The organism is Streptomyces sp. NPDC021622 (genome assembly GCF_040640795.1).
Taxonomy (GTDB): Bacteria; Actinomycetota; Actinomycetes; order Streptomycetales; family Streptomycetaceae; genus Streptomyces.
In genome coordinates this window covers 849,371-867,671 of the sequence record NZ_JBFACK010000001.1, presented here as the reverse complement: position 1 = coordinate 867,671, position 18,301 = coordinate 849,371, and the positions used below count along the sequence as shown (strand labels likewise).

17 protein-coding genes are annotated in these 18,301 nt (G+C 69.5%); 8 read left to right on the top strand and 9 right to left on the bottom strand.

The annotated features are described in order from the left end of the window. The first annotated feature begins 36 nt into the window (after nt 1-36). Nucleotides 37-1,485, top strand: coding sequence for a penicillin-binding transpeptidase domain-containing protein (locus AB0G47_RS03920; RefSeq protein ID WP_360763707.1), 1,449 nt, complete (start codon nt 37-39; stop codon nt 1,483-1,485). A gap of 140 nt (nt 1,486-1,625) precedes the next feature. Here the strand turns inward: AB0G47_RS03920 and AB0G47_RS03915 are convergent, their stop codons facing one another. From AB0G47_RS03915 to AB0G47_RS03875, 9 genes are all read right to left on the bottom strand, one after another. Beyond that, the gene (locus tag AB0G47_RS03915; RefSeq protein ID WP_360763706.1) at nt 1,626-2,351 is read right to left on the bottom strand and encodes a hypothetical protein; all 726 of its coding nucleotides are present in this window, start codon (nt 2,349-2,351) and stop codon (nt 1,626-1,628) included. Further along, entirely contained in the window at nt 2,348-2,710 is a 363-nt protein-coding gene (locus AB0G47_RS03910; RefSeq protein WP_360763704.1) for a PadR family transcriptional regulator, read from the bottom strand. Before AB0G47_RS03910 ends, AB0G47_RS03915 begins: the two co-directional genes overlap by 4 nt. A 2-nt stretch (nt 2,711-2,712) precedes the next feature. Continuing rightward, nucleotides 2,713-3,465 carry a CPBP family intramembrane glutamic endopeptidase gene (locus AB0G47_RS03905; RefSeq protein ID WP_360763703.1) on the bottom strand — a complete coding sequence of 251 codons (753 nt, stop codon included), beginning with the start codon at nt 3,463-3,465 and terminating at the stop codon, nt 2,713-2,715. Between the two features lie 140 nt (nt 3,466-3,605). Further along, the gene (locus AB0G47_RS03900; protein ID WP_360763701.1) at nt 3,606-4,409 is read right to left on the bottom strand and encodes an HAD family acid phosphatase; all 804 of its coding nucleotides are present in this window, start codon (nt 4,407-4,409) and stop codon (nt 3,606-3,608) included. Nucleotides 4,410-4,592: 183 nt separating this feature from the next. Continuing rightward, nucleotides 4,593-5,180 carry a TIGR03086 family metal-binding protein gene (locus tag AB0G47_RS03895; RefSeq protein ID WP_360763699.1) on the bottom strand — a complete coding sequence of 196 codons (588 nt, stop codon included), beginning with the start codon at nt 5,178-5,180 and terminating at the stop codon, nt 4,593-4,595. 95 nt (nt 5,181-5,275) lie between these two features. After that, complete coding sequence (locus AB0G47_RS03890) at nt 5,276-6,664, bottom strand: S28 family serine protease (protein WP_360763697.1); 1,389 nt, start codon at nt 6,662-6,664, stop codon at nt 5,276-5,278. Between the two features lie 119 nt (nt 6,665-6,783). Then, nucleotides 6,784-8,127 (bottom strand): S28 family serine protease, encoded by a 1,344-nt coding sequence (locus tag AB0G47_RS03885; RefSeq protein ID WP_360763695.1) that lies wholly within the window; start codon nt 8,125-8,127, stop codon nt 6,784-6,786. A 78-nt stretch (nt 8,128-8,205) separates the two neighbouring features. Further along, the gene (locus tag AB0G47_RS03880; RefSeq protein ID WP_360763693.1) at nt 8,206-9,372 is read right to left on the bottom strand and encodes a hypothetical protein; all 1,167 of its coding nucleotides are present in this window, start codon (nt 9,370-9,372) and stop codon (nt 8,206-8,208) included. Beyond that, on the bottom strand, nt 9,369-10,325 hold the full coding sequence (locus AB0G47_RS03875; RefSeq protein WP_360763692.1) for a 5-dehydro-4-deoxyglucarate dehydratase: 957 nt from the start codon (nt 10,323-10,325) through the stop codon (nt 9,369-9,371). Before AB0G47_RS03875 ends, AB0G47_RS03880 begins: the two co-directional genes overlap by 4 nt. Before the next feature lie 263 nt (nt 10,326-10,588). Between AB0G47_RS03875 and AB0G47_RS03870 the strand changes: the two genes are divergently transcribed. The 7 genes from AB0G47_RS03870 (at nt 10,589) to AB0G47_RS03840 (ending at nt 18,239) form a co-directional block, all read left to right on the top strand. Beyond that, complete coding sequence (locus AB0G47_RS03870) at nt 10,589-11,398, top strand: NAD(P)-dependent oxidoreductase (protein ID WP_360763690.1); 810 nt, start codon at nt 10,589-10,591, stop codon at nt 11,396-11,398. Nucleotides 11,399-11,760: 362 nt separating this feature from the next. Continuing rightward, complete coding sequence (locus AB0G47_RS03865) at nt 11,761-12,531, top strand: DeoR/GlpR family DNA-binding transcription regulator (protein ID WP_360763688.1); 771 nt, start codon at nt 11,761-11,763, stop codon at nt 12,529-12,531. A gap of 139 nt (nt 12,532-12,670) precedes the next feature. After that, complete coding sequence (locus AB0G47_RS03860) at nt 12,671-14,038, top strand: sugar ABC transporter substrate-binding protein (protein WP_360763686.1); 1,368 nt, start codon at nt 12,671-12,673, stop codon at nt 14,036-14,038. Continuing rightward, nucleotides 14,035-14,985: a sugar ABC transporter permease gene (locus AB0G47_RS03855; protein ID WP_360763684.1), complete on the top strand. Its 951-nt coding sequence runs from the start codon at nt 14,035-14,037 to the stop codon at nt 14,983-14,985. The genes AB0G47_RS03860 and AB0G47_RS03855 overlap by 4 nt, the downstream gene beginning before the upstream one ends. A gap of 8 nt (nt 14,986-14,993) precedes the next feature. Beyond that, nucleotides 14,994-15,857: a carbohydrate ABC transporter permease gene (locus tag AB0G47_RS03850; protein WP_360763967.1), complete on the top strand. Its 864-nt coding sequence runs from the start codon at nt 14,994-14,996 to the stop codon at nt 15,855-15,857. After that, nucleotides 15,854-16,843: a zinc-dependent alcohol dehydrogenase family protein gene (locus AB0G47_RS03845; protein ID WP_360763682.1), complete on the top strand. Its 990-nt coding sequence runs from the start codon at nt 15,854-15,856 to the stop codon at nt 16,841-16,843. Before AB0G47_RS03850 ends, AB0G47_RS03845 begins: the two co-directional genes overlap by 4 nt. Before the next feature lie 172 nt (nt 16,844-17,015). Beyond that, a complete protein-coding gene (locus AB0G47_RS03840; protein WP_360763965.1) occupies nt 17,016-18,239 on the top strand; it encodes a TerD family protein in 1,224 nt (407 codons plus the stop codon). Nucleotides 18,240-18,301 lie beyond the last annotated feature (62 nt).

Below are 18,301 nucleotides of genomic sequence, written 5' to 3'. Positions count from 1 at the left end.
GAACGAAAGCATCCGTGCCGCTCGTCCTTTCACGGGATGAACAAGACGATCAGGCATGCCTCGGTCTTCACGCTGCTGCTCGTGCTCGCCCTCCTGGTGCGGGCGACGTGGGTGCAGTTCTACGACTCGAAGGCTCTCGCGGACGACAAGCTGAACCGGCGCAACGCGATCGAGCAGTACGCGAACCCGCTGGGCGACATCATCGTGGGCGGTGACGCCATCACCGGCTCCGAGCGGACGAAGGGCGGCGACCTCGCGTACAAGCGCACGTACAAGGACGGCGATCTCTATTCGGCCGTCACGGGCTACAGCTCTCAGGTGTACGGGGCGACGCAGATCGAGGGCATCTACAAGGACATCCTCGACGGCACCGACAACCGGCTGAAGAACCCGCTGGACACGGTCACCAACAAGCGCGCCGACCCGGGTGACGTGGTCACGACGATCGACCCGGCGGTGCAGAAGGCCGCGTACAAGGCGCTGGGCGACAAGAAGGGCGCGGCCGTCGCGATCGACCCGAAGACCGGCAAGATCCTCGGCATGGTCTCGACGCCGTCGTACGACCCCTCGGAGATCAGCGGTTCCACGGACTCCAAGGAGTGGAAGGCGCTGACCGGCGACGAGGACAAGCCGATGGTCAACCGCGCGCTGCGGCAGCCGCTGCCGCCCGGTTCCACGTTCAAGCTGGTCGTCGCGGCGGCGGCTCTCGAGGACGGCCGCTACGCCTCCGCCGACACCAAGACCGACAGCCCGAACCCGTACACGCTGCCCGGCACGACCACGGTCCTGAAGAACGAGAACGCGAGCGCGCCCTGCGAGAACGCGACGATCCGTACGGCGCTGCAGTACTCCTGCAACAACGTCTTCGCGAAGATGGCCGTCGACCTGGGCCAGGACAAGGTCAAGTCGATGGCCGAGAAGATGGGCTTCAACGCCGACAAGCTGGACGTGCCGGTGCGCGCGTCCAAGAGCGTCTACCCCTCCGACATGGACAAGGCGCAGACGGCCCTGACCGGCATCGGCCAGTTCGACGTGACGGCGACGCCGCTGCAGATCTCGATGGTCTCGGCCGCGATCGCCAACGGCGGCGAGCTGGTGTCGCCGCACATGGTGTCCCAGATCACCGACTCGAACGGCGATGTCCTGGAGTCGTACGACGACCCGGACTCCGAGCGGGTGATGAGCGAGGACACGGCGGGCGAGCTGCAGTCCGCGATGGAGACGGTCGTCGAGGAGGGCACGGGCACGAACGCGCGGATCAGCGGCGCGGACGTGGGCGGCAAGACGGGCACGGCCCAGCACGGCGAGAACAACAGCAAGACGCCGTACGCCTGGTTCACGTCGTATGCGAAGGGCGGCGACGGCAAGGAGGTGGCGGTGGCGGTGATCATCGAGTCCTCGGACGCGGCAAGGTCAGAGGTCAGCGGCAACGGCTTGGCGGCGCCGATCGCGAGGGCGATGATGTCAGCGGCTCTGAACTCTTAACAGTCGTCCCCGGCTGTGGGCAGGCGTTCCGCAGGGCGAGTGGGGTCTCCCCTGCTCGAGCGAAGCCGAGAGCTTGGGGAAGGGTGGGCACAGCCCGAAGCCGCGGGGTGCCGATGAAAGCGACCGGCACCCCGCGGAGGTCAACGCCGCGACTTCCACACCTGCCAGCCCCAAAGGCAGGCAAGCGGAACCAACGCCCCCACCAACAACCCCCCGGCGAAGCCGAACCCACTGCTGGCGTCGCCGTCATCGACGGCAACAGCAACACCCGCCAGGACGACAGCCACAGCCGCAACACCCACCAGCACATAGAACCGCCGGCTGAAGAACCGCCCCCGCAGCGGAACCCCCGGCGGCGCCGAAATCTCCGCCCCAGGACCAACGCTCGCGGCCCGAGGCCGCTTGAACCACGCGTACACGATCCAGTTCCCGCACGCCTCCCACCCCTCGGGAGCAAGCCGCTCGTCAAGCCCTTCACGCCCCCGCGTGACCAGCTCCCGCCGGTACTCCCACCGCTGCGGCCGCTCAAGATCCCGATGGCAGACGAACCGCCCGAGCGCGTCGACCCGCTCGACCTCCCACCCCTCACCGCCGAAGCGGTTCAGCAGCTCCTCGTCGACGTACGTGTCGGCGGTCCACCGCCACGTCTCGACGTGCGCGTCAGGGACCTCGGGCCGCCCCTCTCCCCCGGCAGGCGCCAGATCCCGGGCGAACTCCTCCACGGGCCCGAACTCGGCCTCCGGCTCCGCCCCGCCCGACTCCTCCAGGTGCGCCCGCAGATCCGCGACGGTCGTCTCGACGCGCTCGGCGGAGACACCCTGCTCCCGCAGCCGACCGGCCAGGTCATCGAAGTAGCTGAGGCTCATCGCACACCCGCCTTCCCCAGGACCTCACGTACGGACGCGTCGAAGGCGAGCCACAGTCCGCCCTGCTCGCCGAGGGTCTCGCGCCCCGCGTCCGTGAGGGAGTAGTAGCGCCGCCCCGGCCCCTTCTCCGTGGCCCGGAACTCGGCGGCGACCAGGCCCGCCTCCTCAAGGCGGTTGAGCACGGGATAGAGCGTGCCGCCCTTGATCTGGCCGAACCCGGCGGTGCCGAGCAGCTTGGCGATCTCGTAGCCGTAGCTCTCGCCGTCGGTGAGGCTGGCAAGGACGAGCAGATCGAGTACGCCCTTGAACCAGCTGGCCCGACGGTCGGTCTTGGCGCCCGAGGACGCGGGTGGGGTCACGCTCAGCTTCCCTTCGAGGCCGGCTCGTAAGCGGGCACGGAACCGATCGGCTCCGGTTCGGGGAGGGTCAAGTCCCGTACGGAGAGGGCGATGTGGACGGCGACGGGCAGCAGCAAGCTGCCGCTCGCCACATAGAGTCCGGCGAACAGCGCCCCGACGAAGCCGAAGGCGAGGAGACCGCTGCGGCCCTGGTAGAAGCCGGCGAGGGCGTACACGAGCACCGAAAGGGCCGCCGCCACATAGAGGTTGAGGCCGAGCACGCCGACGCCGAAGGCGATCAGGAGCCCGCGGTAGACGAGTTCGGCGCAGAGGCCGTCGGTGACGGCGACGGCGATCGCGAGCCGGCGCTCCTGTGGCGTGCGCGGCAGCATCGCCTGGATGGAGGCGAGCCCCGGCACGTTCCTGCCGCCCGCGGCGAGGGCGCGCATCTTGCGCCCGGACGTCACGGAGACCACCACCATCACGACGATGACGACGGCCGTGGACACCGGCGAATCGGGCGCCGCGATGCCGAGGTCGGCGGCGGCCATGCCCGGCGAGAGCAGCAGCACCGCCACGGCGAGGGCGGCAAGGACCCACCAGAAGGCGAGCACAAAGGTGAAGTAGCGGACGAGAGCGCGTGGTTCGGTGTCGCGGCGGCGCGCGAGCGAGCCGTAGACGCGGCGGCCGAGCCAGGGCTCGCCGAGCAGCAGATAGGCGCCGAGCACGGCGGTGACGGCGGTGGACGCGGCCGAGAAGTCCGGCGAGACGGTCATAAGGATCCCCCTTCCCGAAGGGACCGCGCGGCGCATGCCGCACGGCCCCATGAGCATGTGAGCTACCTAGACCGTAAAGCGACCTAGTCAGGAATGCAACCTATCTCGCGATGCCGAGCCTCCCCCGGCATCTCCGGTGCCTACTCGACGAAGTACGTCGGGTTCGGCAGCTTGTACGTCTTGTCCGCGTACCCGCCCGCGAGGTCGGAGAGCTGGTCGCCGAAGCTGCCGACGATGTCGTAGCCCTTCGACTCGATGTGCTTGCGGGTGCCCTCCTTGAACTGCACGGTGGTGCACTCCCACTTGGCGGGCGTGGCGCAGTCGCTCAGGTAGGCGGGCGGGTTGGTCTTGTCCTTGGTGAACACGTGCTGCTTGTCCAGCTGCGTCTCGTACCCGGCCCTGGCGAGGTTGGTGACGGCGCCCTCGCGCTGCGACTCGCTCAGGCCGGTCAGGAAGAAGACCTCGACGCCCTTGCCCTTGGCGTACGCGACGAGTTCGGGCATGCCGAAGACCGCCGGGCGCTTGGCCGCCTTGACGTAGGCGTCCCAAGTGGCACTGTTGTAGGTGAAGTTGGTGGTCTTCTCGTAGTCGAAGCTGAGCAGCGAGGTGTCGTCCACGTCGAGGACGATCGCGGGCTTCTTGCCGTGGCCCGCACCCTTCGCGCCGTGCGCCGCGGCCTTCCTGATGTCCTTCTTCGCCCTCGCCTGGATGCGCGCCAGGTCCTTGGCGTAGGGGCTGTCGGGCGAGGAGCGCCAGACGCCGTCGGCGTCCTGGTACGCGCCGTAGTAGTCGTCGATCTCGCCGACGAGCAGGCCGATGTTCTGCGGCTCGGCGGTGTGCCGCGCCGAGGCGTTGTCGGCGGTGGCGGCGCCGGTGCCGTACAGCGCGGCGCCGGCGACGGCACATGCGGTGGCGATACCCGCCACCCGTAGGGACTTGCGCATAGAGCGGTCTCTCCGGATCAGTGTCTGCGTATGTCTACGTAGGGGCAACAAGGTGAGCAGGTCAAAGCCTGTCTACGCGCCTTGTCTACGCGCATCACTCTGGCCCCCGCGAGACCCCGGGGAGACCCTTTACTCGATCGATACCTGATCCGACCTGATCCGACCTGATCCGCGGGAAGCCTCCTACGCTCCGGGAGTCCAGCCCGGGTCCCTGCCGCTGAGACCGATCACCCGGTCGAGGAGCGGTGCGTCGTCGGGCACCGGCACCACGGGCCCGAACAGGCTGTTGCCCGAAGTCGCGTCCTCCTCCGGCGTGAGCAGCTCCTTGGCCACCCCGAGGCTCGCCTCGTCGGGCGCGTACTCCTGGCCCGTCGCGCGCGCCAAGTCCCAGCCGTGCACGACGAGTTCGTCCATGGCCACAGCGCCCGCGACGGCTCCCGGCAGATCGATACCGCCGGCCCGGGTCATGCCCTCCCACGCGGCAGGGTCGCGCCACGTCTCCACCAGCTCGTCAAGCAGCTTCGGCAGCTCACCGCGCCAGCCGGGGCCGATGTCCGGCGAAGAGCCGGCCGGGTCCTGGTCGAGCGCCGGCCCCAGGTCCTTGCGGCCGGCGTCGCGGAACGCGCCCGTCAGCCCGATCAGATGACCCAGCAGATGGCGCACCTCGTACTCAGGACAGGGCGTGGGTCCCGAGAGCTGCTCGTCGGTGACGCCCTCCGCGACGGCCGCGACAAGCCGGGCCTGCGGAGCGAAGTCGATCATCTCTGTCATGGGTCCTCCCGAAGCTCGGCGACCCTGCCCCCGGGCCGCTCTCCTGACCCTGTAGACCGGCCCGGCGCCCAAAACTCATCGCCACGCGTCGCGGGCTACTTCACGTCGGCCCAGCGCTTGACGTGGGCGACGGCCTCCGCAAGCTCGGCGGGGGGCAGCTTCTCGATCGCGTTGTTGTGGTGGGCGCCGGGCGCCACGTAGCGGTACGAGTCGTGCTTGCTGGGCGTGAACTTCTCGGCGCTCCACGGGTCGTTCTCCGCGTAGATGAAGAGCATCCGCTCGCCCTTGGTCTTCACCCAGCGGTCGACGTCGACGACGGTCCTGCCGTCGTAGGTGCCGCCACGCATGGCGGCGGGGAGCAACGAGTCGGGATGCCGCAGACCCGGGTAACGGCGGAGACCGTCGAGATGGTCCAACTTCAGGTCGGCCCAGCCGAGTTGCGTGGCTGCCTGCCGGTCGTGGGGGCCACCGCTGTGGGTGCCGAGGACCTCGTCCTGGAACATTCCCATGCCGTTCTTCCTCGACCAGGAGTACAGCTCGTCGTCCGTGGCCTTCTTCGCATCGGGCACGGTCGGGCACTTGTCGATCCCACCGCTCTGCCAGAAGCCCCACACCTGCTCGAGCACGCCCCGCTCGTAGGCGCGGTCCGCGGTGCCGAGTATCTCCTCGAAAGTGGCGCCTTCCCGCCGCGCCTCCGCCTCGAACTTGGGGAGCAGCGCCGCACGGCGTACGAGCATCTCGCGCTGCACGGCGTTCAGGGCGTCCCGGCACTCGCGCGTCCCGACCGTCTTGAAGAAGCGCTCATAGGCCCTGTCGTCCTTGTTGTCGACGTCGTTCGGCGCGACGACCGCGACGACTCCGTCCAGGTCGTCGGGGTAGTAGCGCTCGTGGTACGTCGCCGTCATGCCGCCCTTGCTGGCGCCGACGCCGATCCACTTGCCCTTCTCGATGCCGCGCAGGGCCTGGGTGAGGCGGTGCTCGTCGGCGGCCTCCTGCTGGACGGTGAGCTTGGACCAGTCGTCGCCCGCGGGCCCCGAGGGACGGGACCCCTCGAAGTACCGGTGCTCCAGGCTCACTTGGTTGGCGTCGAGGATGTCGGTGAGAGGGGTGACGTCGCTGGAGAGGTCGTAGCCCGGGGTGAAGAGGACCGTCGGCTTGTCCGTCGCCTTGTGCCAGAGCGTGAGGCGCTGGGTGAACGTGCCCGCGCCCGGGTCGTGGTGGTCGACGGGCTGGACGTACGTGAGCGAGTAGCGGGGGTGGCCCCGCACGTCGTCCACGCCCGTGACGGTCATCCCCGGGATGCCCTCCAGGCGTTCACGGAAGTCATCGGCCTGGACCCCCGTCGCGCCGGCGGGGGTCCGCGCCGCCGCGGGCGCGGAGCCGGCAAGCACGGCCGAGCCCGCCAGCACCCCGGCGCATATCAGCGCGGACACCCCTTTGGCGCCCTTGGCCCCCTTGGTTCCCCCGGTCCCCTTGTCGCGCACCGTGTCTCCGATCGTGATCGGTCGTGGTGATCAGCTTGATGATCATCGGTGTACGGATCGTAACCTTGATCACTGCTGTCGCGACAGCATCAACCTCTCCAAATGCCCCTAAACGTGCACTACTTCACATCGGCCCAGCGCTTGATGGTGGCGGTGACCTCGGCCTGCTCGGCGGCGGGCAGCTTGGCGATCGAGGCGCCGTGGTTGGAGCCGGGCACCTCGTAGCGGTAGGAGTCGCGCCGGCTCGGGGTGAACTTCTCCGCGCTCCACGGGTCGTTCTCGCCGTAGATGAACATCATCCGCTGGCCGCGGGTCTTCACCCAGCGGTCGACGTCGGCGATGGTCCTGTTGTTGTACGAGCCGCGCATGCCCTCGGGCAGGACCGAGTTGGGCTGGTAGATGTCCGGGTAGTGGCGGACATCCTTGAGGTGCTTGAACTTCAGGTCGGCCCAGCCGAGTTGGGTGGCGGCCTGCCGGTAGTAGGGTCCTGTTCCGTTCGTGCCGAGGGTCTCGTCCTGGTAGACGCTGAAGCCGTGCTTCTTGGACCAGTCGTACAGCTCGTCGTCGGTGGCCTTCTCGGCGTCGGGCACGGTCGGGCAGTTGTCGATGGTGCCGCTCTGCCAGAAGTTCCACACCTGGTCGAGCACGGCGAACTCGTAGGCGCGGTCGATGGTGCCGAGGGTCTCCTCGAAGGTGTCGCCGTTGGCCTTGGCGTCCGCCTCGAACTTGGGGATGAGGGCGTCACGGCGTACGAGCATCTCGCGCTGCACCGCGTCGAGCGCGGTACGGCACTCGGCCGTCCCCACCGTCTTGAAGAAGTGCTCGTAGCCGCTGTCGTCCTTGTTGTTGGCGTCGTTCGGGGCCACGAACGCGACGACGGCGTCCAGGTCGTCGGGGTAGAAGCGCTCGTGGTACGTCGCCGTCATGCCGCCCTTGCTGGCGCCCGTGCCCAGCCACTTGCCCTTCTCGATGCCGCGCAGCGCCTGCGTGAGGCGGTGCTCGTCGGCCGCCTCCTGCTGCACGGTGAGCTTGGACCAGTCGGAACCGGCCGGACCCGATGGCCGGGACTGCTCGAAGTAGCGGTGCTCGACGCTGACTTGGTTGGCGTCGATCAGCTTGGTGAGGGCGGTGGTGTTGGATGCGAGGGTGTAGCCGCCGGTGTAGAGGACGGTCGGCTTGTCCGTGGACTTGTGCCAGAGGGTGGCGCGCTGGGTGAACGTGCCGGCGTCGGGGTTGTCGTGGTCGACGGGCTGGGCGTAGGTGAGCGTGTAGAGGGGGTAGCCCTCGCGGTCAGCCACGGAGACGACCTTCATGCCCGGGATCTTCTCCAGCTGCTCCCGGATGTCGGGTGCGGCGGCCTGTCTTCCGTCCGTCTGCGCGGCCGCGGGCACTGCCCCGCCGAGCACGGCCGCGCCCGCCATGAATCCGGCGCAGACCAGCGCGGATATCCCCTTGTTGCGCACCTTGTCTCCTCGTATTTCTCGTACTGGAGCGAATGGTTGCGCGGATGGTAACCGTCTTCACTTCACGGGCGACAGGGGCTATTTGAGGCTCGAAAGGGCGTTGCGGACCCGCGCGAGATCCGTGTCGGACGCCAACCCGGCGTGGTAGAGCCGCAGTTCGTCGGCGCCCAGGTCGGCCGCTTGTGCGGCGTCCCCGGCGAGGGTCGCGGGGCTTCCGCCCATGCCGGACACGACGGTGAGGTTCGCGGCGAGCGTGGTGCGGTCGGTGCGGTGCGGTGCGAACGCCGTCAGGGCGTCCGCGCCGCCCGTGCAGGGCACGACCACGCCGTCCGCCACGGAGAGGATGTGCTCGGCGTCGACTCCGGCGTTCGCGCCGCAGTGGTACGTCACCGGGTCGGCGTGCAGCAGCACTTGGAAGCCGTCCGGTGCGGCCGCGCGTACCGCCGCGATCGCCGCTTCCTGGAGGGTGCGTGCGGTCTCGTCGCGCCACGCGCGCGTGGCGGCCGCCGTGTCGGCGCCGATGAGCTTCTCGACGGCCGCCCAGCTGCCGGCGGGCTCCTCGCCGCGCCATACGGGCTCCAGGGCGCGGCGGACCGCGGGGGCCAGCTCATCGGGGTCCAGGCCCTGTCCGGCGTACCCCTGACGGCAGTCCGCGCAGAAGCAGAGCGACATCAGGTACTGCCCTGCCTCGCCGAGCGGCACTCCCGCGGTCTTGTCGTGGGCGTGCAGATGCGCGAGGCCGTACCAGCCGAGGGACTCCAGTTCGGTGCCGAGCGCGCCGGGGCGTACGGCGGCTTCCGCGGCGAGGTCGATCAGGTACGCGCGCGTGGTGGCCTTGGCGATGCAGGGCGCCCAAGGGTAGCGGTCTCCATAGGCGTTGACCACCGAGGTGTGCGGATGGTCGGCGCCCATGCGGGAGTTGTGGGCGAGGACGACCCAGGTGTGCACGTCGAGCCCGGCGGACGCCAGCGCCTCGGCGGCCTCTCCGTAGGCGTCGCCCCGGGCCCAGTTTCCGGGCGCGTACGGGCGCAGTTCGCGCCCCTGCCAGCGGGCGTCCGGCTCGTACAGCACCGCAGCGTGCTCGGCGGTGAGGATGCGGTGACGGGGGTGGCGCGGGGTCAGTGCGCGCGTGGAGTGGTAGGCGGCGGCGAGGGTGACCTGCTGGACGCCGAGGGCGGCGATGCGGGCGGGCGCCTCGGGGTCGCCGACGACGTCCCAGGGGTAGAGGAAGGCGGAGGTCCTCACGCGTCCGCTCCCGTCCGCAGCAACGCCCTGCCCCGCTCGGTCAGTTCGGCCAGGCGCTTGACGTGGTCGTCGGTGGGGTCGTGCAGCGGCGTCCGCACCCCGCCGACGTCGAGTCCGGCCAGGCGTACGCCCGCCTTGACGAGGGAGACGGCATAGCCGCGGCCTTCGCCGCGCAGCTCCACGAAGGGCCGGTAGAAGCCGTCGACGAGCCGGTTCACGGTGGCGTCGCCCTCGGCGTCCCCGGCGTTGAAGGCCTTGTGGAAGGCGAGCGCGATGTCGGGGGCGAAGCAGAAGACGGCCGAGGAGTAGAGCGTCACGCCGATGCCGCGATAGGCGAGTCCGGTCAGCTCGGCGGTGGGCAGTCCATTGAAGTACAGGAAGTCTTCAGGGACTTCACTGCGTACGGCGCTGACGATGCGCTGCATCAGGTCCATGTCGCCGAGGCCGTCCTTGAAGCCGATGATGCCCTCGGTGCGGGCGAGTCCGACGACGGTCTCGGGGGTGAACACGGCGTTGTCGCGCTGGTAGACGATCACGTCGAGGGAGGTGGCGGCGGCCAGTTCGGCGTAGTGCCGCAGCAGGCCCTCCTGTCCGGCGACGACCAGGTAGGGCGGCATCGCGAGCAGCCCGTCGGCGCCGGCACCATCGGCGAGCTTCGCGTACCGCACGGCGAGCGCGGTGCCGTACCCCGCGCCCGCCACCACCGGCACCCGGCCCGCCGACTCCTCGACGGCGGCGGCGACGCACGCCTCGTACTCCTCGGGGGTCAGGGCGTGGAACTCGCCGGTGCCGCAGCAGGCGAAGACGGCCGCCGCGCCCGCCTCGATGCCCGCGCGCACATGCGTGCGGAAGACGTCGAGGTCTACAGAGCCGTCAGGGCCATAGGCGGTGACCGGGAAGAACAGTGGCCCGCTGGGGATGCGGAGTCGAGCGGCGAGGGGTGCTGACGTCACGGGCTCTCCCTTAGCGTGCACGTTTCTGATCCACGTCCATATTTCTGAACGCGTCCACGCTAAGGCGCGCCCTAACCCCTGGTCAAGCGCGCAGGCATGCAACAGAACCGCAATTCAGGAGCGGATTCACCGCCTCCGTACGACACTTGACGCGGCGGTGATCCGATCCCTAGCGTGTCCACACATGTGAATGCCGTACGCGCACGCGAATGCGAAGGCAACTGCGAAGGCGAATGCGACAGCTGATCCGAGGAGACTCCCTCATGCCCGCTCCCCGCACCGTCCTGCTCACCGGCGCAGCCGGCGGCCTCGGCACCCTGATGCGGGGTCTGCTGCCCGCGTACGGATATGAGCTGCGGCTGCTCGACATGCGGCCGATCGAGGGCGAGCCGACGGCGGTCACGGCGGACCTCTCGGACCGGGCGGCGCTGCGCGAGGCGGTGCGGGGCGTCGACGCGATCGTCCATCTGGCGGGCATCTCCCTCGAATCCACCTTCGACAAGATCCTGAAGGCCAACATCGAGGGGACGTACAACCTCTACGAGGCGGCTCGCGAGGAGGGGGTGCGTCGTGTCGTCTTCGCCTCGTCGAACCACGCGGTGGGATTCACGCCGCGGCCCACCGGGGACGACCCGCTGATCCCGGTCGACACACCGCGCCGCCCCGACACCTTCTACGGCCTGTCCAAGTCCTTCGGCGAGGATCTCGCCCAGCTCTACTGGGACAAGCACGGGATCGAGACGGTGTCGGTGCGGATCGGCTCCTGCTTCATGGAGCCGACGAGCGTGCGGATGCTGTCGGTGTGGATGTCGCCCGGGGACGGCGCCCGTCTCTTCCACGCGGCGCTGAGCGCTCCCGCTGTGGGGCATGCGGTGGTGTACGGGTCCTCCGCGAATACCCGGCTGTGGTGGGACCTCTCCTCGGCGCGGGCGCTGGGGTTTGAGCCGCAGGACGACTCGGAGCAGTACGCGGAGAAACTGATCGCCGAGCACGGGGAACTGGGCCCCGAGAGCCCGGACCACGCGTGCCTGGGCGGCCACTTCTGCACGAACCCTCCGGTGTGGCCGTACTGAGCTCAAGACCGCCGCTTCGCGGCGGATCTTTCCCGCCCACCCACCCGATTGCCCGGCAGCAGACATCTCAGCCCGTCCGGCGATTGAGGACGAACTCGCCGAAGGCGGTGATCTACGGCCACCTCGCGGCCGGCGAAGCCGGAAGGGATTCGGGTAAGGGAACCAGCACCCGGGCACCAAACGGGCACCCCCACCCCACCGAACGGGCACCCCTCCCGCCCGGACCGCAGGCCACCGCCCCGGCAAACGGGCAGATGCGGGCACCATCACACCGGCTCCGAGCCTGTTCACACACCGTCTCCCGCTGTAGAACTTCCCCACAGGGCCCGAACGGGCATCCGGCGAGGAAGAGGGCGGCGGTCATGACCGCGGAAGAACGTCAGCGGAAGATCGTCCGAGCGGCGCGGAACTCCGGTTCCGTGGACGTCACCGCACTCGCCGCCGAACTGGGCGTCGCCAAGGAGACCGTGCGCCGCGATCTCCGCGCCCTGGAGGACCACGGCCTGGTCCGCCGCACCCACGGCGGCGCCTACCCCGTGGAGAGCGCCGGTTTCGAGACGACGCTCGCCTTCCGCACCACCATGCACGTCCCGGAGAAGCGAAGGATCGCCACCGCCGCGGCCGACCTCCTGGGCGACGCGGAGACCGTCTTCGTCGACGAGGGCTTCACCCCGCAGCTGATCGCCGAGGCGCTGCCCGAGGCCGCCAAGGGCCGCCCCCTGACCGTGGTCACCGCGTCCCTCGCGACCGCCGGCGCCCTCGCCGAGGCCGAGAACATGACCGTGCTGCTCCTCGGCGGCCGGGTCCGTCCGGGCACACTCGCGACCGTCGACCACTGGACCACCCGGATGCTCGCCGGATTCGTGATCGACCTGGCCTACATCGGGGCCAACGGCATCTCCCGCGAGCACGGTCTGACGACGCCCGACCCGGCCGTCAGCGAAGTGAAGGCCCAGGCGATCCGGGCGTCACGGCGCACCGTGTTCGCGGGCGTGTACACCAAGTTCGGGGCGGCGAGCTTCTGCCGGTTCGCGCACATCGGCGACCTGGAGGCCATCGTCACCAGCACCCAGCTGCCCGCGTCCGAGGCACACCGCTACTCCCTCCAGGGGCCGCAGGTCATCCGGGTCTGACGACATCCGCCGCATCCCCCTCCCCCCCCTCGCCGCACCGGGCTTCCGCACGCCCGGATGCGCCCCAACCGCACCCCAATCGCAACCCCAACCGCATCCCCACCGCACCCCATAAGTCCCCATAAGTCCAGGAGCATTCATGCGAACCCAGAGCCGACGGAGGCCGCGCGCACTCGCCGCTGCCGCCGCAGGGACGCTGCTTGCCCCGCTGCTCTCCGGCTGCTGGGCCGGGGCGGGCGGGACCGGTTCAGGCGGCGACTCCATCAACGTACTGATGGTGAACAACCCGCAGATGGTCGAGCTGCAGAAGCTCACCGCCGCCCACTTCACCAAGGAGACGGGCATCAAGGTGAACTTCACGGTCCTGCCCGAGAACGACGTCCGCGACAAGATCAGCCAGGACTTCGCCAACCAGGCCGGGCAGTACGACGTCGCGACGCTCAGCAATTACGAGATACCGATCTACGCCCGCAACGGCTGGCTGCATGAAGTCGGTTCGTATACGCGCAAGGACAAGGCGTACGACCAGAAGGACATCCTGCCGCCCATGCGCCAGTCGCTCACCGGCGACGACGGGAAGCTCTACGGACAGCCCTTCTACGGAGAGTCGTCCTTCCTGATGTACCGGAAGGACGTGTTCAAGAAGGCAGGGCTGACCATGCCCGAGCACCCCACCTGGCAGCAGGTGGCGAAGCTTGCCGCCGATGTGGACGGTGCCGAGTCCGGCATGAAGGGCATCTGTCTGCGCGGGCTTCCCGGCTGGGGCGAGCTGATGGCGCCCCTGACGACCGTGGTGAACACCTTCGGAGGGACGTGGTTCGACAAGGGGTGGAAGGCCCGCCTCGACTCACCCGAGTTTGAAAAGGCAACTCGCTTCTACGTAGACCTCGTTCGCGAGCACGGCGAGTCCGGAGCCGCCCAGTCCGGCTATGCCGAGTGCCTGAACAACCTCACCCAGGGCAAGACCGCCATGTGGTACGACGCCACGGCCGCCGCCGGCTCCCTGGAGTCCGCCAAGTCCCCCGTCAAGGGCAAGATCGGCTACGTACCGGCGCCCGTGGAGAAGACCAAGAGCTCCGGGTGGCTCTACACCTGGGCCTGGGGCCTGCAGAAGGCGTCCCGCAACCCGGACAAGGCCTGGAAGTTCGTCTCCTGGGCGTCGAGCAAGGAGTACGAGCAGCTGGTCGGCGAGAAGATCGGCTGGTCCGACGTCCCCGCCGGCAAGCGCGCCTCGACGTACGCCAACGCCGAGTACCGCAAGGAAGCCGCCGCCTTCCAGGACGTCACCCGCGCCGCCATCGAGGGCGCAAGGCCCCGCGACCCGGGCGTACAGCCCCGGCCCGCGCCCGGCATCCAGTTCGTCGGCATCCCCGAGTTCACCGACCTCGGCACGAGGGTCTCCCAGGAGATCAGCGCGGCCATCGCCGGGCGGCAGTCCGTCGACTCGGCCCTGAGGAAGTCACAGAAGCTCGCCGAGAAGATCGCCGAGGAGTACGAGGGACGATGACCGCCACCGCGAGCACCACCACCACCGCCGTCGCGCCCGCGCGCGTGAGCGCCGCCAAGCCACCGGGAAGGCTGCGCGCCTGGGCCACCAGGGCCCCGCTCCTGCCCGCCCTGATCTTCATGGTCGTGGTGACCCAGCTGCCGTTCGTGGCCACGCTGGTGATCTCCTTCTTCGACTGGAACGCCCTCTACCCCGACGCCCGCAGCTTCACCGGACTGGCCAACTACTCCGAGGTCCTCACCGATCCGGACCTGCGCAAGTCCGTCCTGACGACCATCGTGCTCACGGCCACCGTGGTGATCGCGAGCCTCGTCATCGGCCTCGCGCTCGCACTCCTCCTCGACCGGAAGTTCCGTGGCCGCGGCCTGGTGCGTACGTTGCTCATCGCACCGTTCCTGCTCGTGCCGGTGGCCGCCGCACTGCTGTGGAAGCACGTGCTCTACAACCCCGAGTACGGGCTCTTCAACGGGCTCCTGCACTGGGTGGGCGGTGACGGCGCCGCACAGCCCGACTGGGTGTCCAACACCCCGCTGATCGCCATCGAGGCCTCCCTGATCTGGCAGTGGACGCCCTTCATGATGCTGATCCTGCTCGCCGGGCTGCAGAGCCGCGACACCGAACTCATCGAGGCCGCCCGCATGGACGGCGCGAGCAACTGGCAGGTGTTCCGGTACCTGACCCTGCCGCACCTGCGCCGCTACCTCGAACTGGGCGCCCTGCTCGGCTCGGTGTACATCGTGCAGAACTTCGACGCCGTCTTCACGATCACCTCGGGCGGCCTGGGCACCGCCAACCTGCCCTACACCGTCTACCAGAGCTTCTACCAGGCCCACGAGAACGGCCTGGCGTCCGCCGCCGGTGTCCTCGTCGTCATCGGTTCCATCATCATCGCGACCTTCGCGCTGCGGGTCGTCTCGTCCCTGTTCCGTGAGGAGGCGTCCCGCTGATGAGCAGCATGAACACCGCCGTGACGCGTGTCCGTACCGCCCGTACCGCCCGTACGAAGGGAGCGTCGGGGCTCGGCCTCGTCGCCTGGCTGGCCGGCATCCTGTTCTTCCTGCCGATCGCCTGGATGACCCTGACCTCCTTCCACTCGGAGGAGGACGCCGCGACCAACCCGCCCTCGGTCGCCGCCTCGCTCACCCTGGACGGCTACCGCGACTTCTTCGGCACGGGCGGCGGCGCGAGCCCCTGGCCCGCGCTGATCAACTCGACCGTGGCCTCGGTGGCCTCGACCCTGTGTGTCCTGCTTCTCGCACTCCCTGCCGCGTACGCGCTCTCCATCAGGCCGGTGAAGAAGTGGACGGACGTCCTGTTCTTCTTCCTCTCGACGAAGATGCTGCCGGTCGTGGCGGGCCTCCTGCCCATCTATCTCTTCGCCAAGAACGCCGAGATGCTCGACAACATCTGGCTGCTCGTCATCCTCTACACGTCGATGAACCTGCCGATCGCGGTCTGGATGATGCAGTCCTTCCTCGCCGAGGTGCCGGTCGCGATCATCGAGGCCGCGCAGATCGACGGGGCACGCCTGCCGACCATCCTCGCGCGCGTGGTGGCGCCCATCGCGCTGCCCGGGATCGCCGCGACGGCCCTGATCTGCTTCATCTTCAGCTGGAACGAACTGCTCTTCGCGCGGGTGCTCACCGGGGTCGTCGCCCAGACCGCGCCCGTCTTCCTGACCGGCTTCATCACCAGCCAGGGCCTGTTCCTGGCGAAGGTGTGCGCCGCGTCGCTCGTGATCTCCCTGCCGGTGCTCGCCGCGGGGTTCGCCGCCCAGGACAAGCTGGTCCAGGGCCTGTCGTTGGGAGCCGTGAAATGAAGGCCGCCGTCATCGAGTCCATCGGCAAGGCCGTGGTCGCAGAGGTCCCGGACCCGACACCCGGGCCGCGCCAGGTCGTCGTGGAGGTCGCCGCGTGCGGTCTGTGCGGGACCGATCTGCACATCCTCCAGGGCGAGTTCGCGCCCACGCTGCCCGTGGTGCCGGGGCACGAGTTCGCCGGCGAGGTGGTGGGGCTCGGCAGCGAGGTCACGGAACTCGCCGTCGGCGACCGGGTCGCCGTCGACCCGTCCCTCTACTGCTACGAGTGCCGCTACTGCCGCACCGGCCACAACAACCTCTGCGAGCGCTGGGCCGCGATCGGCGTCACCACGGCGGGCGGCGCAGCCCAGTACGCGGTCGCGCCCGTCGCCAACTGCGTACGCCTCCCGGAGCACGTCCGCACCCAGGACGCCGCGCTCATCGAGCCGCTGTCCTGCGCGGTGCGCGGCTACGACGTGCTGCGCGCCCAGCTGGGGGCGCATGTGCTGATCTACGGCTCGGGAACCATGGGCCTGATGATGCTGGAGCTCGCCAAGCGGACGGGCGCGGCGAGCGTGGAAGTCGTGGACCTCAACCCGGACCGCCTCGCCACGGCGCGGCAGCTGGGCGTCTCGGGCTCCGCCGCGAACGCGGACGATCTTGAGCGGCCGCAGGGCTGGGACATCGTGGTCGACGCGACGGGGAACGCGGGGGCGATCCAGGACGGGCTCGGGCGCGTCGCCAAGGCGGGTACGTTCCTGCAGTTCGGGGTGGCGGACTACGCGACGCGCGTGAGCATCGACCCGTACCGGATCTACAACCAGGAGATCACCATCACCGGGTCGATGGCGGTGCTTCACAGCTATGAGCGGGCGGCGGAGCTGTTCGCCGGGGGCGTCCTGGACCCGGACGTCTTCATCAGCGACCGGCTGCCGCTGGCGGCGTACCCCGACGCGCTGGAGCGGTTCGCCTCCGGCGTGGGCCGGAAGATCGTGGTGGTGCCGTAGCCCGCGGCGCCCGTACCGGACATCACCGGCTTCGCCGAGTTCGTCCTCAAACGCCGGACGGGCTGGATCCTCCAGCGCGTCCGGCGTGTGCAGAGGCTGGGTGGGGAGAGAAAAGTTCTTCGGGTAAGGGAACGGCAAAGCCGGGATGTTCGTTACCCCGTGCATGACCGCTATGACACCCGGCTCGAACATCCCTCTCACCGCCACGCGCGTAGCGGTGGACGTCGCCGCACCGGTGCGGCTCGACGTGTCGGGCCTGCTGCTCACCGCCGACGGCAAAGTGCGCTCCGACGACGACTTCATCTTCTTCAACCAGCCCGCGGGCCCCGGCGTGACCTATCAGTCGGGCGGCGGCACGACGCCCGACAAGATCACCGTCGACACCACGGCCGTGCCCCCCGGCATCGAGAAGATCGTCGTCACCGCGAGCCCGGACGCCGCGGGCCAGACGTTCCAGGGCATCGAACCCACCGCCACCATCCGCAACGCCGACGACGGCTCCGTACTCGCCACGTTCACTCCCCCGCAGCTCGGCGGCGAGACCGCCCTGGTGGTCATCGAGGTCTACCTGCGCAACGGCGCGTGGAAGGCCCGTGCCGTCGGCCAGGGGTACTCGAACGGCCTCGCGGGCATCGCGACGGACTTCGGCGTTTCGGTGGAGGAGCCCGCGCCCGCCCCGGCCGCCGCTCCGGCCCCCGCCCCGATGGCCCCGCCGGTCGGCGCCCCCGTGCAGGGCCCGCCCCCGCCGGTCGCCGACCCCCGCGTCACCGCCCCGGCGGCGCCCGCCGCGGCACCCGCAGCCCCCGCGCCCGGCGCCGGGAAGATCAACCTGGACAAGGGCCGCGTCAGCCTCCAGAAGAACCAGACGGTGTCCCTGGTCAAGGGCGGCCAGCCGCTGCTTTCGCAGGTCAAGATGGGCCTCGGCTGGGAGCCCGCGTTCCGCGGCAAGGACATCGACCTGGACGCCTCGGTCATCGCCTACGGCCCGCAGCGCAACCACGTGGACAGCTGCTACTTCGGCAAGCTGTCGATCGTGAACGGCGCGATCAAGCACTCCGGCGACAACCTCACGGGCGAGGGCGGCGGTGACGACGAGGTGATCGTCGTCGACCTCGGCCGGCTGCCGCAGGACGTGACGGGTCTCGTCTTCACGGTGAACTCGTTCTCCGGCCAGAAGTTCACGCAGGTCGCCAAGGCCTACTGCCGCCTCCTGGACGCGGCGACGGGCGAGGAGCTGGTCCGCTTCGACCTCACCAACGCCGAGGCGCAGACGGGCGTGATGATGGCCAAGCTGATCAAGCAGTTCACCGGCGAGTGGGAAATGACCGCCATGGGCGACTTCGTGAAGTCACGCACCGTGCGCGGCATGGTGAAGCCGGCGGCGCAGGCGCTGTAGCCGCCGCGGGACATGCGCAGGGGCGGCCGCCGGAGGATCGACTCCTCCTGGCGGCCGCCCCT

Excerpts from the sequence above, each read along its gene's own strand:
- AB0G47_RS03915 (WP_360763706.1), bottom strand. The coding sequence starts at position 2,351 with ATGAGCCTCAGCTACTTCGATGACCTGGCCGGTCGGCTGCGGGAGCAG.
- AB0G47_RS03900 (WP_360763701.1), bottom strand. The coding sequence starts at position 4,409 with ATGCGCAAGTCCCTACGGGTGGCGGGTATCGCCACCGCATGTGCCGTC.
- AB0G47_RS03920 (WP_360763707.1), top strand. The coding sequence starts at position 37 with ATGAACAAGACGATCAGGCATGCCTCGGTCTTCACGCTGCTGCTCGTG.
- AB0G47_RS03840 (WP_360763965.1), top strand. The coding sequence starts at position 17,016 with ATGACACCCGGCTCGAACATCCCTCTCACCGCCACGCGCGTAGCGGTG.
- AB0G47_RS03845 (WP_360763682.1), top strand. The coding sequence starts at position 15,854 with ATGAAGGCCGCCGTCATCGAGTCCATCGGCAAGGCCGTGGTCGCAGAG.
- AB0G47_RS03905 (WP_360763703.1), bottom strand. The coding sequence starts at position 3,465 with ATGACCGTCTCGCCGGACTTCTCGGCCGCGTCCACCGCCGTCACCGCC.
- AB0G47_RS03865 (WP_360763688.1), top strand. The coding sequence starts at position 11,761 with ATGACCGCGGAAGAACGTCAGCGGAAGATCGTCCGAGCGGCGCGGAAC.
- AB0G47_RS03855 (WP_360763684.1), top strand. The coding sequence starts at position 14,035 with ATGACCGCCACCGCGAGCACCACCACCACCGCCGTCGCGCCCGCGCGC.
- AB0G47_RS03860 (WP_360763686.1), top strand. The coding sequence starts at position 12,671 with ATGCGAACCCAGAGCCGACGGAGGCCGCGCGCACTCGCCGCTGCCGCC.
- AB0G47_RS03870 (WP_360763690.1), top strand. The coding sequence starts at position 10,589 with ATGCCCGCTCCCCGCACCGTCCTGCTCACCGGCGCAGCCGGCGGCCTC.
- AB0G47_RS03850 (WP_360763967.1), top strand. The coding sequence starts at position 14,994 with ATGAACACCGCCGTGACGCGTGTCCGTACCGCCCGTACCGCCCGTACG.
- AB0G47_RS03895 (WP_360763699.1), bottom strand. The coding sequence starts at position 5,180 with ATGACAGAGATGATCGACTTCGCTCCGCAGGCCCGGCTTGTCGCGGCC.